The sequence below is a fragment of the Microvirga sp. GN3 genome, assembly GCF_055792825.1.
This window is the reverse complement of record NZ_JBVVAK010000001.1, coordinates 160,303-173,955: the sequence shown is the minus strand read 5'-3', so window position 1 is coordinate 173,955 and position 13,653 is coordinate 160,303. Positions and strand designations below refer to the sequence as shown.

At 63.0% G+C, this 13,653-nt stretch carries 15 protein-coding genes; 9 read left to right on the top strand and 6 right to left on the bottom strand.

Annotation, left to right across the window (positions count from 1 at the left end):
• Positions 1 to 86 precede the first annotated feature (86 nt).
• Both ACS5Q1_RS00760 and ACS5Q1_RS00755 read left to right on the top strand, forming a co-directional pair.
• Positions 87 to 923, top strand: a complete 837-nt coding sequence (locus ACS5Q1_RS00760; protein ID WP_473096402.1) for a universal stress protein — start codon at positions 87 to 89, stop codon at positions 921 to 923.
• An 18-nt stretch (positions 924 to 941) separates the two neighbouring features.
• Positions 942 to 1,856, top strand: a complete 915-nt coding sequence (locus ACS5Q1_RS00755) for an SMP-30/gluconolactonase/LRE family protein (RefSeq protein ID WP_473096401.1) — start codon at positions 942 to 944, stop codon at positions 1,854 to 1,856.
• Here the strand turns inward: ACS5Q1_RS00755 and ACS5Q1_RS00750 are convergent.
• Positions 1,853 to 2,308: a PaaI family thioesterase gene (locus ACS5Q1_RS00750; RefSeq protein ID WP_203443245.1), complete on the bottom strand. Its 456-nt coding sequence runs from the start codon at positions 2,306 to 2,308 to the stop codon at positions 1,853 to 1,855. The genes ACS5Q1_RS00755 and ACS5Q1_RS00750 overlap by 4 nt on opposite strands.
• An 83-nt stretch (positions 2,309 to 2,391) precedes the next feature.
• Here ACS5Q1_RS00750 and ACS5Q1_RS00745 point away from each other — a divergent pair, with 83 nt between their 5' ends.
• The 7 genes from ACS5Q1_RS00745 (at position 2,392) to greA (ending at position 8,796) form a co-directional block, all read left to right on the top strand.
• Positions 2,392 to 3,327 carry a DMT family transporter gene (locus ACS5Q1_RS00745; protein ID WP_473096400.1) on the top strand — a complete coding sequence of 312 codons (936 nt, stop codon included), beginning with the start codon at positions 2,392 to 2,394 and terminating at the stop codon, positions 3,325 to 3,327.
• A gap of 107 nt (positions 3,328 to 3,434) precedes the next feature.
• Positions 3,435 to 4,625, top strand: coding sequence for a substrate-binding domain-containing protein (locus ACS5Q1_RS00740; protein ID WP_473096399.1), 1,191 nt, complete (start codon positions 3,435 to 3,437; stop codon positions 4,623 to 4,625).
• Positions 4,626 to 4,631: 6 nt separating this feature from the next.
• Positions 4,632 to 5,411: an ABC transporter ATP-binding protein gene (locus ACS5Q1_RS00735; RefSeq protein WP_473096398.1), complete on the top strand. Its 780-nt coding sequence runs from the start codon at positions 4,632 to 4,634 to the stop codon at positions 5,409 to 5,411.
• Complete coding sequence (locus ACS5Q1_RS00730) at positions 5,404 to 6,129, top strand: ABC transporter ATP-binding protein (RefSeq protein ID WP_473096397.1); 726 nt, start codon at positions 5,404 to 5,406, stop codon at positions 6,127 to 6,129. Before ACS5Q1_RS00735 ends, ACS5Q1_RS00730 begins: the two co-directional genes overlap by 8 nt.
• Positions 6,126 to 7,148, top strand: coding sequence for a branched-chain amino acid ABC transporter permease (locus ACS5Q1_RS00725; RefSeq protein ID WP_473096396.1), 1,023 nt, complete (start codon positions 6,126 to 6,128; stop codon positions 7,146 to 7,148). Before ACS5Q1_RS00730 ends, ACS5Q1_RS00725 begins: the two co-directional genes overlap by 4 nt.
• Positions 7,145 to 8,263: a branched-chain amino acid ABC transporter permease gene (locus ACS5Q1_RS00720; RefSeq protein WP_473096395.1), complete on the top strand. Its 1,119-nt coding sequence runs from the start codon at positions 7,145 to 7,147 to the stop codon at positions 8,261 to 8,263. The genes ACS5Q1_RS00725 and ACS5Q1_RS00720 overlap by 4 nt, the downstream gene beginning before the upstream one ends.
• Before the next feature lie 65 nt (positions 8,264 to 8,328).
• A complete protein-coding gene (gene greA / locus ACS5Q1_RS00715) occupies positions 8,329 to 8,796 on the top strand; it encodes a transcription elongation factor GreA (RefSeq protein ID WP_203443239.1) in 468 nt (155 codons plus the stop codon).
• 176 nt (positions 8,797 to 8,972) lie between these two features.
• On the opposite strand, the gene ACS5Q1_RS00710 is transcribed toward greA, so the two are convergent.
• The 5 genes from ACS5Q1_RS00710 to ACS5Q1_RS00690 form a co-directional block, all read right to left on the bottom strand.
• Positions 8,973 to 10,448, bottom strand: coding sequence for a sensor domain-containing diguanylate cyclase (locus ACS5Q1_RS00710; RefSeq protein ID WP_473096394.1), 1,476 nt, complete (start codon positions 10,446 to 10,448; stop codon positions 8,973 to 8,975).
• A 194-nt stretch (positions 10,449 to 10,642) separates the two neighbouring features.
• Positions 10,643 to 11,086, bottom strand: coding sequence for a RidA family protein (locus tag ACS5Q1_RS00705; RefSeq protein ID WP_473096393.1), 444 nt, complete (start codon positions 11,084 to 11,086; stop codon positions 10,643 to 10,645).
• A gap of 14 nt (positions 11,087 to 11,100) precedes the next feature.
• On the bottom strand, positions 11,101 to 12,309 hold the full coding sequence (locus ACS5Q1_RS00700; RefSeq protein ID WP_473096392.1) for an acyl-CoA dehydrogenase family protein: 1,209 nt from the start codon (positions 12,307 to 12,309) through the stop codon (positions 11,101 to 11,103).
• 1 nt (position 12,310) lies between these two features.
• Positions 12,311 to 13,147, bottom strand: coding sequence for an enoyl-CoA hydratase family protein (locus tag ACS5Q1_RS00695; protein ID WP_473096391.1), 837 nt, complete (start codon positions 13,145 to 13,147; stop codon positions 12,311 to 12,313).
• Complete coding sequence (locus tag ACS5Q1_RS00690; protein WP_473096390.1) at positions 13,144 to 13,653, bottom strand: MarR family winged helix-turn-helix transcriptional regulator; 510 nt, start codon at positions 13,651 to 13,653, stop codon at positions 13,144 to 13,146. Before ACS5Q1_RS00690 ends, ACS5Q1_RS00695 begins: the two co-directional genes overlap by 4 nt.

The window sequence follows — 13,653 nt, the reverse complement described above, 5'->3', positions numbered from 1 at the left end:
GGATGTCAAACCCAATCCCATCCACAGCCAGGGTGAACTTTCGGATGGTCTTGCCGAGCGGGGGTTTAAGCGCGACAATAATCCTCATGAAAAGCATCCTTATCCCGATTGAAGATCACGGTATCGTCGAGCCTCAGCTGCAGGCGGCCCTGCAACTCGGCCGATTGTTCGACAGCTATATCGAGGGGATTGCCATCACCCCCGATTACCCGGTCGTGCTGCCGGTGGACATCGCCATCGGCGTGCCCTCCCCCATCACCCCGGAGAACCGCCTCGAAATGGCCCGCGCCTGCCGCGAGCGGTTCGAGGCCTTCATGACGACGCAGCAGATTGCGCGCGCCTCCGCGGGCCTTCCAGGACTGAGTTCCGGCTGGCGGCAGGATGGCCTGATGGAAGACGCGTTCCTCGGCGCCTATGGTCGGGTTTTCGATCTCATCGTGGTCGGGCGGCCGGATGGATCGAACGGTCAGACGCGTCTCTCCACCGTGGAGGCGGCCCTGTTCGAGACCGGCCGTCCCGTTCTCGTAGCACCGCCAGATGCGCCCCGGACCTTCGCCGAAACCGCCGTAATCGCCTGGAACCGGAGCACGGAAACGGCCCGCGCTGTCCTGGGATCGATGCCGCTGCTCAAGCAGGCACGGCGCATCGTGGTTCTCGAACTCGACGATTGGGGCGTGCCCGGCCCGTCCGGATCGGAACTTGCAAGGCATTTGAGGATGCACGATCTGCCGGCGGAGGCGATCACGGCGCCGGACCCGTCGAACAAGCCCGGTGAGACCATTCTCTCGAAAGCCGCTGCTCTCGGATGCGATCTTCTTGTGAAGGGCGCCTATACACAGAGCCGCCTGAGGCAGATGTTCTTCGGTGGCGCCACCAGCCACATCTTGAGCAACGCCACCATGCCCGTTCTGATGGCTCACTGACAGGACATATCTTTCTCCATGTTCAGAGATGTCGCCGTTGTTCTTGACGATCGCTTCCAGCACTTGGTCAAAGGATCAGCGCGCCTGGAAAAACTGGCGGAAGGCTGCCGTTGGGCGGAGGGCCCGGCCTATTTCCCGGCCGGCCGCTATCTTGTCTGGAGCGATATCCCCAACGACCGAATGATGCGCTTCGACGAGACATCGGGCGCCGTCAGCGTCTTTCGTCATCCGGCCGGGTATTCCAATGGCAACACGGTCGACCGGCAGGGCCGCCTCGTCACCTGCGAGCATGGCAACCGACGCGTGACGCGTACGGAGCATGACGGCTCCATCACGGTGCTCGCCAGCCACCACCAGGGTAAGCGCTTCAACAGTCCCAACGATGCGGTGGTGAAGTCCGACGGCTCGATCTGGTTCACGGATCCTGCCTATGGCATCGATTCCGATTACGAAGGACACAAGGCGGACAGCGAGGTCGGCGCCTGCCATGTGTACCGCATCGATCCTCAGACGGGTAATACAGGCATCGTCGGCGACGATTTCGTCCGCCCGAACGGGATCGCCTTCTCGCCCGACGAAACACGCCTCTACGTGGCCGATACCGGCGCGACCCACGTCAAGGACGGGCCGCGCCATATCCGCGTCTTCGATGTGAACGCCGATGGCAGCCTCTCGGGCAGCAAGGTCTTCGCCACCTGCACGCAGGGCCTGTTCGACGGCTTCCGGCTGGACGAGGCAGGGCGGATCTGGACCAGCGCCGGAGACGGTGTCCATTGCTATGATCCTGACGGCACGCTGATCGGCAAGATCCTGGTGCCGGAAGGCGTGGCGAACGTGGTCTTTGGCGGACCGAAACGGAACCGCCTTTACATCTGCGCCACCACCTCGCTCTACGCAATCATGCTGCCCGTGAACGGGGCGAAGACGTTTTAATCACTCACACCCTCACGCCCCTCCACCGTCATGAGCGTCGCGGTGAGCAGGGCGATGTGCTTCTCGACGTCCTCACGGATAGCGAAGACGTCGGTCTGCGCGAGGGTGAGCGTCCGTCCCGCCTTGATGACCCTGCCCCGGGCGATCATGCGTTCGCCGATCCCCGGTGCCAGGAGGTTGATCTTGAACTCAGTGGTGAGCACGCCGGCGCCGGGCGGCATCAGGGTCAGGGCGGCATAGCCGGCGGCGGAATCCGCAATACTGGCCAAAGCTCCCGCGTGAACGAAGCCGTGCTGCTGCGACACTGCCTTGGAGGCAGGCAGCGAGATCTCGACCTGACCGGGCGATACGCGCACTAGAGAGGCACCCAGCGTCACCATCAATCCTTGAGCCCCAAAGCTCGCTCGAACGCGGGCTTCGTACTCAGGATCTTTGGGCGTCGGCTCACTCATTTCGCTGTCTCCAGGGGCTTTCAACCTAAGTCAGACGTCAAAAGCCTTGGAATCAAGTTATTTTTCCCTCATTGATCCGGCCCATGAGTCACTCCGCTTCGTCTTCCGCGCCGAAAGTGCGCTCGGGCACGCTTGTCGGCATCGGCCTGATGCTGCTCGGCGTCTTTATGTTCGCCATGAACGACGTCATGGGAAAGTGGCTCGTCGCCACCTATTCCGTCGGCCAGGTCCTGCTCCTGCGTAGTGTTGCGGCCCTGGCGGTTTTGCTGCCTCTGATGCGGCAGCGAAAGGTGCCCTTCGCCATTCCGCCGCAACCGGGCCTGCACGCGGTGCGGATCATCCTCTCGACGCTTGAAGTCGCCTGCTTCTATTGGGCGGTCACTTACCTGCCCCTGGCGGACGTGATGACCTATTATCTGGCCGGGCCGATCTATGTGGCGGCTTTTGCAGCTTTCTGGCTCGGTGAGAAGATCGACAAGCCGCGCATCCTTGCCATCGGGGTCGGCTTCGTCGGCATTCTCATCGCTCTACGTCCGTCCCCTGCCACCCTGTCCCTGCCCGCTCTCATCGCGCTCGCGGGAAGCCTGTTCTACTCGCTCCTGATGATCACGACCCGCAAATTACGGGAAACAGACGATGCGACGCTCGTCTTCGGACAGATTCTCGGCACGCTGATCTTCGGCATCGTTGCAGCCCCTCTCGCCTGGGTGACGCCCGGTCCGCTCGATCTCGCAGGTCTGTTCCTGCTCGGCATCGTCTCCATGGCGGCCCATGTCTGCGTCAACCGCTCGCTGAAGATTGCACCGGCCTCGGTCGTCGCGCCCTATCAGTACACGCTGATCGTGTGGGCCATCATACTGGGCTACCTGTTCTTCGGCGACGTCGTCGGATTCTGGACACTCGTCGGCGCCGCCGTGATCTGCGGCGCCGGAGTGGTTCTGATCCTCTTGGAACGCGAAGCCGCACGGCGCGGTCGCGAGGCGAAGGATATCGAAACGCCGGTGTTGCCAGAGGCCTGATCCGGCCCGGCAACCTTGTGTCATTTTCCCTGCGGATGGTCCGAGAGTCGAACTTGACACTTAGCTTGGCGACGCAGTCAATGACCCCATAAAACATGGGGAGTTCGATGCGCCTGAAGCTTACATTCGCTGCCGCTGCGGCAGGCATTCTTTTTGCGTCCGCGGCCTTCGCGCAAGACATCAAGATCGCGCTGATCGCCGGCAAGACGGGTCCGCTTGAGGCTTATGCCAAGCAGACCGAAGCCGGCTTCATGATGGGCCTGGAATATCTCACGAAGGGCACGATGGCGGTCAACGGCCGCAAGATCAACGTGATCGTGAAGGACGACCAGCTCAAGGCCGATCTCGCCAAGACCCTGCTGGAGCAGGCCTATAACGACGACGATGTCGATCTCGCGGTCGGCACCACGTCGTCCGCGGCGGCTCTCGCGATGCTGCCGGTAGCCGAGGAAAACGGCAAGGTGCTGATCGTGGAGCCCGCCGTGGCGGACGCGATCACCGGCGAGAAGTGGAACCGCTTCATCTTCCGCACCGCGCGCAACTCGACCCAGGACGCCTATGGCGCTGCAGCCGCCGTTCCAGCAAGCGGTGACGTCTCGATCGCGACCCTCGCGCAGGATTACGCCTTCGGCAAGGACGGCGTTGCAGCTCTCAAGAACGCGCTCGCCGAGATCCGTCCGAATGCGAAAGTAGTGTTCGAGGAATATGCACCGCAGAACGCCACGGACTTCACCGCTTCCGCCCAGCGCATCTTCGACGCGCTCAAGGACAAGCCGGGCAAGAAGATCATCAACATCATCTGGGCCGGACAGCACCCGCTGCCGAAGATCGCCGATCTGAAGCCGGAGCGCTTCGGCATCGAGATTGCGCCCGGCGGCAACATCCTGCCGGCCATGCAGATCTACAGGAACTATCCCGGCATGGAAGGCGCGGTGTATTACTATTATGCCTTCCCGAAGAACGCGATGAACGACTGGCTCGTGGCCGAGCACCAGAAGCGCTACAACGCGCCGCCGGACTTCTTCACCGCAGGCGGCTTCGCCGCGGCCTCCGCTGCCGTCACGGCGATCCAGAAGGCAGGCGGCACCGATACCGAGAAACTGATCGCGGCGATGGAAGGCATGACCTTCGAAACGCCGAAGGGTCCCATGACCTTCCGCAAGGAAGACCATCAGGCCCTGCAGGAGATGTATCACTTCAAGGTCAAGGCCAATGGCAAGGATGCGAACGACCTGCTCGATCTCGTCGGTGTCATCCCAGCCGATAAGATGCCGGTCCCGGTTCGCAACAAGCGCTAAGCCCACGTGACCTTATCGGCGACAACGACGCCCGCGCTCGAAACGCGCGGGCTTACCATTCGTTTCGGCGGCCATGTGGCCGTCAACGATGTGTCGTGCCGGTTCACGCCCGGTACGCTCACGGCGATTGTTGGTCCGAACGGCGCCGGCAAGACGACCTATTTCAATCTCATCTCCGGCCAGCTGCGCGCCACCTCCGGACAGGTCATCGTCGAGGGCGAGGACATCACGGGATTGCCGCCCTCCACGCGGACCCGGCGCGGACTCGGGCGCGCGTTTCAGCTCACCAACCTGTTCCCACAATTGACGGCGCTTGAGAATGTCCGCCTCGCCGTGCAGAGCCGCGCCGATGCGGGCTGGGCCCTGTTCAACGTGTGGAACACGCGCCGCGATCTGATCGAGAAGGCGGAAAGCATCCTGGAAAGGGTGCGCCTTACCGACAAGCGCCACATCGCCCCGAAGGCTCTCTCGCATGGCGATCAGCGCAAACTCGAAGTGGCGCTTCTGATCGCCATGGAACCGAAGGTCTTCATGTTCGACGAGCCGACCGCCGGCATGAGCGTCGACGAGGTGCCGACCGTGTTGGAGCTCATTCACGACATCAAGCAGCGCGGGGATGCCACGGTGCTTCTCGTGGAGCACAAGATGGACGTGGTGCGCTCACTCTCCGACCGCATCATCGTGCTGCACAACGGCACGCTCGTCGCCGACGGCGAGCCTGCGGAGGTCATTGCCTCGCCGGTGGTGCAGGAAGCCTATCTCGGCGTGGAGACCACCCGTGACTGAGCCCCTCCTCCAGCTGAGCGATGTGCATACGCATATCGGCCCCTATCACATCCTCCACGGCGTGGACTTCGCCGTGCCCGCCGGCGAGCTGACGATGCTGCTCGGCCGCAACGGCGCCGGCAAGACCACGACGTTGCGCACCATCATGGGCCTGTGGCAGGCCTCCTCCGGCCGCATCCGTTTCGACGGCCGCGACATCTCCACGGCTTCCACGCCGGACATCGCGCGTTCGGGCATCGCCTATGTGCCAGAGGCCATGGGCATCTTCACCGACCTGACCGTGCGCGAGAACATCGTGCTCGCCGCGCGCAGCGGGCCGGTCGACAAATCCCGGCTCGACTGGATCCTCGGGCTGTTTCCCGCCCTCAAGCGCTTCTGGAACCTGCCGGCGGGAAATCTCTCCGGCGGCCAGAAGCAGATGCTCGCCATCGCCCGCGCCATCGCGGAGCCGCGCCGTCTTCTGCTCATCGACGAGCCGACCAAGGGCCTGGCGCCCGTGATGGTGCGATCCATGATCGAGGCGTTCAAGGCGCTGAAAGCGGAGGGCGAGACGATCCTGCTCGTGGAGCAGAATTTCTATGCCGCCTCGGCGCTCGGCGACAACGTGGTCGTCATGGATGACGGGCGCATCGTGCATACCGGCGCCATGCGCGAGCTGGTCGAGGACAAATCCCTGCAGCAGCGCCTGCTCGGCCTCTCTCTGGATGCGCACCAATGAGCGACATGACCGCTGAAACATCGGCCCCGACCGAGTTGCCGCGCGCCAAGACGGACTGGCTGCCCCTCCTCCTGATCCCGGCCCTCGCCCTCCTGGCGCTGCCCTTCGTCGGCAGCCCTTCGACCTGGGTGACGCTCACGGTGGCGGGCCTTGCCATGGGCATGATGATCTTTCTCATGGCCTCGGGCCTCACCCTCGTCTTCGGCCTGATGGACATCATCAATTTCGGTCACGGCGTCTTCATCTCGCTAGGTGCCTACGCCACGCTCCTCGTGCTCGGGCCGCTCGCCGGCTGGGCGACGGCGGATTCCATCGGGCTAAACCTCGCGCTGCTGCTCCTGTGCATCCTGTGCGCCATGGCGGTAACCGGCGTGGTCGGCGCCGTGTTCGAGCGCGTCATCGTGCGCCCGGTCTATGGCAGCCACCTGAAGCAGATCCTCGTCACCATGGGAGGGTTGATCGTGACCGAGCAGGCGATCCATGCGATCTGGGGCGCCTCGCCGATCCCGATCCCGCTGCCACAGTCGCTGCGCGGCGCCTTCGTGTTCGGCGACATCGTCATGGAGCGTTACCGCGTCGTGGCGGTCGTCATCGGGCTCGTGGTCTTCCTCGGCATGCAGCTTCTGCTCAACCGCACCCGCATCGGCCTTTTGATCCGGGCCGGCGTCGAGAACCCCGAGATGGTCGAGGCTCTCGGCTACCGCATCCGCCGCCTCTTCGTCAGTGTCTTTATCGCGGGCTCCGCGCTCGCCGGGCTCGGCGGCGTCATGTGGGCGTTCTATCGCCAGACGCTGACCGCCGGCATGGGCATGGAAGTGATGGTGCTGGTCTTCATCGTCATCATCATCGGCGGCCTCGGCTCCGTCGGCGGCTGCTTCGTCGGCTCGCTCCTCGTCGCGCTCGTCGTCAATTATGTAGGCTTCATCGAGCCCAAGCTCGCCCTGATCTCCAACATCCTCGTCATGGCCCTCGTCCTGATCTGGCGTCCGCAGGGCCTGTTTCCGGTGGCCCGCCGATGAGCACCTCCCCCACCCTCGCCCTTCCCTTCGACGAGACGCGCCGACGCGGCGGTTTCTTAAGCGCGATCCTGTCCTCGGACATGCCGCGCTCGCGGGTGCTCAGCGCCATCCTCATCGCCATCCTGCTGGTTCTCGCCGCGACGCCGTTCCTGTTCTCCGGCAGTCAGCCGGTCGGCACGGCGGCGAAGATCTGCGTCTTCATCGTGCTGGTCGCGAGCTATGACCTTCTACTCGGCTATTCCGGCATCGTGTCCTTCGCCCACACCATGTTCTTCGGAATCGGCGGCTACGGCATCGCCATTGCGCTCGAGCGCTCGGGCCCGACCTGGGGTTCGGCCGCCATCGGGCTCATATCGGCCCTCGCCCTGTCCGCCGTGCTGGCCGTCGCCATCGGTCTCCTGTCGCTGCGGGTGCGCGCCATCTTCTTCTCGATGATCACCCTTGCAGTCGCCTCGGCAGCAGCCGTTTTCGCCTCGCAGATGTCGAACATCACCGGTGGTGAAGATGGATTGTCGTTCCAGCTGCCGCAGGCGCTGCGCCCCGCCTTCCGGCTCCTGTCCGAGCCGTTGTTCGGCACGGCAATCAACGGGCGGCTCCTCGCCTATTATCTCGTCTTCTTCGTCTCGCTCGCCGTCTTTCTCACACTCCTGCGCATCGTGAACTCTCCCTTCGGGCGCGTGCTCCAGGCGATCCGTGAGAACGAGTTCCGGGCGGAGGCGCTCGGCTATCGCGTCGTCGCCTATCGCACGGCAGCCTCCGTGATCTCGGCGCTCGCCGCGACCATCGCCGGCGCGCTCATGGCCCTGTGGCTCCGTTATAACGGGCCCGACACCACCCTTTCCTTCTCGATCATGGTCGACATCCTGCTCATGGTCGTGATCGGCGGCATGGGCACCATGTACGGCGCAGTCATTGGCGCCGCGCTGTTCGTCCTGGCCCAGAGCTATCTGCAGGTGCTGATGGGCGCCGGGAGCGCGGCCCTGGCGGGCATCCCGCTCCTGCCCAACCTCATCCACCCGGATCGCTGGCTCCTGTGGCTCGGAGCGCTGTTCATCATCAGCGTCTATGCCTTCCCGGGCGGCATCGTCGGGCGTCTGCGGCAAGCCAAGCAATAAAGGTTAGGTCGGGAAACCTTCGGCAACCTCGAACCGTTTCCTCTGCAAAGAGCGGAGGAGACGTAATGAGCCGTGCCTTTGTTCGCGAAATCGAGGGTGGAGAGGCCTTCGAGGACCTTCCGGACCGGATGATCAGTCCGCATCATCTCGTCACACCCTCGGGTCTGGCCCAGATGGATGCGGAAATCGAGGCCTTGCATCAGCGCCTCGACGAAGCTCAATCCGCTGATGACAAGGCCGAAGTGGCGCGCCTCAACCGTGACCTGCGCTATTGGTCCGCCCGCCGGGCATCCTCGGAGGTGGTGCCGCCTCCCACGGACACCGCTCATGTCCGCTTCGGCGCGCGCGTCACCTTCGAGCGCGAGGACGGACGGCGCCAGACCTACCGGATCGTCGGTGAGGACGAAGCCGACCCGGCCAAAGGGAGCCTGTCCTACGTTTCGCCCCTGGCGCAGGAACTCATGGGCAAGGAGATCGGCGACGTGGTGCCGATTGGACAGACAACGGCTAAAATCGTCGAGATCGGTTTGTGAGAACTTCCTTATTCCCGCCCGTCATCACCGGCCTTGTGCCGGTGATTTCGAGAGGACTGCCGCAATGTCATTCCCGGCCGAAGCGGAGGGGAAGGGAATCCACCCACAGACTCTCCCTCTCCGCGCCATGGATCCCCTTCCCGGTCCTGCGGACCGCCGGGGATGACACGGAAGCGTTACTCCGCGGCGGCCGCGTAATAGGCGCGCTTGGCCTCGTACATCAGAAGATCGGCGCGCTTGACGACGGTTTCCAGCCTTTCGCCCGGTTGGCTCGTCGCAGCGCCCATGGCGAAATTGAGTGGCAGACCAGTGTAGAACTGGTTGTTCACCTCAAGCAGGTTCTCGATACTCTCCATCACGACCTTGCCGTCGCGTTCATCGGTTCCCGGCAACAGCAGGGCGAACTCGTCGCCGCCGATACGCGCGGCATAGGATGGCTTGTCGACCGCCTTGTTCAGCACCTCGCCGGCACGGCGCAGCAATGCGTCGCCTGCGCCGTGGCCAAGCTGATCGTTCGCGGCCTTCAGGCCGTTGAGATCGATAATGACGACGGTGACCGGAAACGGCCCCTTGCGCTCCAGGCGGTTGAGTTCGTCGACATAGAAGGAGCGATTGTAAAGCTTGGTCAGAACGTCGTGCTTACCGAGATATTCAAGATAGGCCTCGGCACGCTTGCGCGCGGTGATATCGGTCAGCGCCACCTGGACCAGCGACCAATCCTTCTCGTAGCCGGGCAGCACGGAAAACTGCAGATGAAGGTGCAGCTCGTCTCCCGACAAGGAATAATTGACGACCTCGCGCTGCTGGAAAGCTTTTCCGTTCCAGAGATCGATCAGCTGCTCCTTGAAATGCTCCCGCATCTCGTCGCGGAAGACGTCGCCGAGGCGCAGCAGCAGGGTCTGCTTGTCGGGCGCGGAGAAGAGCTCGAGCGTATGCCGGTTGACGTCGATCACGCGGATCTCGCTCATGCAGCGGGTGACGAATTCCGGATGAACATCCGTGAACACGCGAAAATCGGTGATTCCCTGCCGGCGCACGTCGTCGAGTAGCCGCTTGACCGAACTGAAATCCTCCACCCAGAGCGACACGGGCGAGTGCTCGAACAGGCCCCGGGCATAAGTCTCGCTCGTCGCCAGCTGCCGGCGAGCTGTCTCACGCTCGGTCACGTTCTCGATGGCAATCAGAACCCGGTCCCACCGTTCGTCGTGCCCAGGCAGAACGCTGCCCTTGAGCTGGATGTCGAGTCTCTTTCCCGACAGGGTGTAATTCACCGTGTTGCTGAAAAATTCCGTCTGACCGTCCCAGAGCTGCACCAGCTCCTCGATGTGGGTTTTCAGCATGTCATTGCGGAAAATCCGGCCGAGATTGTCGACCAGCTGCGGCAGGCCTTCGGCTTCATACAAGCTGAGGGTCTTGCGGTTCACCTTGATGACACGGATCAGACTAGAGCAGGACTCCACACGGGTCGTGTCCTCCAAGAGATAGTCCCGCAGCGAGGTTACGCCTTCCGCACGCCAGCGTTCGAAAAGCGCCTTGAGGCCACTGTAATCTTCGAGCCAGAGGGAAACGGGCGCCAGCTCAAACATCTCGGCATCATCGGCGAGTTCGCCTGCCGGCTGAACACTGAAACGGTCGGCTTTGGAGGACAGCATGGAAGGCCTGAAGATAAACCTGATCTCAGGCGCAATTCAGCTCAGACCCGCAATGTAATACTAGGTCAAATACGACGTTTTTCCAGGCATGATGAAAAGATGTGCAAGAAGCAGGCATTCTTGCAACACTGCCGTTTTGTCGCAGCGACTTCGGTTATCGGTGAAATTCTGCCCTCTTCCTTAATTGCTCTTTGCTAACCTTTACTCGGAACGACAGCCGTCGCTTCGATCTCGATCCGCGCAGCCTTCTCCACGAGCCGCACGACCTGAACGAGAGCCATGGCGGGGTAATGGGTGCCGAACACGTCCCGATAGGCACGGCCCAGCTCACGGAGATTGGCGAGGTACTCGTCGATATCGACCACATACCAGGTCAAGCGCACGAGATGCCGGGGTTCTGCTCCTCCTTCGGCCAGGATGGCACGAATGCTCTCGAAGATCTGACGGGCCTGCGCGACGAATCCATCGGCGAAGGCTTCCTTCTCATCCCAGCCGACGATGCCGCCCGTGACGACGATCCTGCCCTCGGCCATCATGCCGTTGGCATAGCCCTTGGGCGTCGGCCAGTGTTTCGGATTGAGGACTTCTGGTCCATCGTCGATGCCAGGCATGGGAGTGCCTTCCAGAGCGGCTGTCATTGTTGTTCCTCCCTTTATTGACCGGACACGGTGCCACGATCGCTGGAGCGCTGTGCCTCCAGCATCTTCACGAGCTCGCGCGCGATCACGACCTTCTGAACCTCGGTGGCGCCCTCATAAATGCGAAGGGCGCGGATTTCCCGATAAAGCTCTTCGACCTTCACGCCCTTGGTGACGCCGAGACCGCCGAAAATCTGCACGGCCTTGTCGATCACGCCCTGCGCCGTTTCCGTCGCGTACATCTTCGCCATGGCCGCTTCGCGTGTCACGCGCGGCGCTCCCTGATCCTTGGTCCAGGCCGCGCGATAGACGAGCAGCGCAGCACTGTCCACGCCAGTCGCCATATCGGCGAGAGCTCCTTGAGTCATCTGCAAGTCGCTGAGAGGCGCACCGAAGAGCTTGCGCGAGGATGCATGCTGCAGTGCCTCGGCCAGAGCGCGGCGCGCTAGTCCGAGCGCCGCGGCTCCGACCGTCGAGCGAAACACGTCGAGCGTCGCCATGGCGACCTTGAAACCTTCTCCCGGACCGCCGATGCGCTTCGCAAGCGGCAAACGACAGCCCTCGAACCGCAGGGTGGCAAGCGGATGCGGCGCGATGACATCGATGCGGCTCTCGATGCTCAATCCAGGCGTTCGCGCATCGACCACATAGGCGGACAGGCCCTTCGCGCCGGGCGCCTCGCCGGAACGGGCGAAGACCACATAATGATCCGCGATCCCGCCGTTGGAGATCCAGGTCTTCACGCCATCGATCCGCACATGACCGGGGCCATCCGGCGTGGCCGTGGTGCTCATGGCCGCCACATCCGATCCGGCCTCGGGCTCCGAGAGCGCAAAGGCCGCGATGGCATCTCCCCGCGCGACCGGCGGCAGATACTGCTCCTTGAGCGCATCCGAACCGAACAGGGTGATCGGTCCCGTGCCGAGGCCCTGCATGGCAAAGGCGAAATCCGCCAGGCCTTCGTGAGCTGCAAGAGTTTCCCGTGCCAGGCACAAGGTGCGCACATCGAAAGATGGATACAGGCCGCCATAGGCCTGCGGCACCACAGCCTTGAGCCATCCGCCTTCGCCCAAGCGGCGCACGATGCGGCGGCACGAGACATCCACGTCGTGATGATCGACGAGCGGTTTGATCTCCCTGGGAGCCCACGCGTTCAGGTCACCGGCAAACTGCCGGTGGCGGTCTTCGAAGAATGGCAAGGAGAGAAAGCTCGCATCGATCACGTCAATCTCCCTTGAAGACGGGCTTATCTTTCGCCGCGAAGGCGCGATAGGCGCGGGCGAAATCCTCCGTCGTCATGCACAAGGCCTGCGCCACGGCTTCGGCCTCGATCGCTTCCTCCACGGACATCGCCCATTCCATCGCGAGCATGCGCTTCGTCATAGTATTGGCATAGGTTGGCCCGGTGCCGATCGTGTGGGCCAGCGCCTGAGCCTCCTCGACAAGGCCGCCGGCTTCCACGAGACGACTGAAGAAGCCCCAACGCTCCCCCTCCTCCGCGTTCATGAAGCGCCCGGTATAGAGCAGTTCCGACGCACGCCCCTGGCCGATGATGCGCGGAAGAATGGCACAGGCACCCATGTCGCAGCCCGCAAGGCCGACCTTGTTGAACAAAAACGCCACCTTGGCTCCCGGTGCCGCAAGACGCAGATCCGACGCCATCGCCACGATGGCACCGGCTCCCGCGCAGATACCTTCGACCGCTGCGACGATGGGTTGCGGCGCGGCGCGCATGGCCTTCACCAACTCCCCCGTCATCCGCGTGAAGGCGGTGAGTCCCTTGGTATCCATTGCGACGAGCGGACCGATGATTTCGAACACATCGCCGCCGGACGAGAAATTGCCGCCCGCTCCCGTGATGACCACAGCCTTGACGTCATCGTCCTTGGCGCAGGCATGGAAGAAATCGGTCAGCTCGCGATAACTTTCGAAGGTGAGCGGGTTTTTCTTGTCCGGGCGGTTGAGGGTGACCGTCGCAACCGGCCCATCGACCGACAGAAGAAAATGACGTGGCTCGTAACCTGAGAGCGGCAAGGTGACGGAATTGGCAAACTGCGTCACTGGTCGTCTCCCATGATGGCGCGCCGGGCCGACAGCTTGGTCTTCGCGAGAAGTCGCATGAGATCGTTGCGTTCCTTCGCGCTGAGATCGCCGAAGAGATCGGCAATCCAATGCTCATGCTCACCTGCCATCGCCCGGAACTCGGCGCGGCCCTCCTCGGTCAGGCTGATCACCATGGCCCGCCTGTCCGTCGGCGACACGGTTCGGGCCACATGGCCGGACGCAACAAGCCGGTCGACGAGGCCGGTGAGATTGCCGTTAGAAACCATCATCCGCTTTGAAAGATCGGACAGCGTCATGCCATCCGGCGCCTTGTCGAGTTGCGCCATCAGATCGAAGCGGGGAAGCGTCACGTCGAAGCGCTCGCGCAGGCGGCGGCGCACCTCGCCTTCGATTAGGGTCGAGCAGGTGAGAAGCCGCAGCCACAGGCGCAGCTCCTCCCTGTGATCCTCGGGCATCTCGACCGCCTTCGTCTCGGCGTCGAGGGGAATTGCATGGTCGTCCAT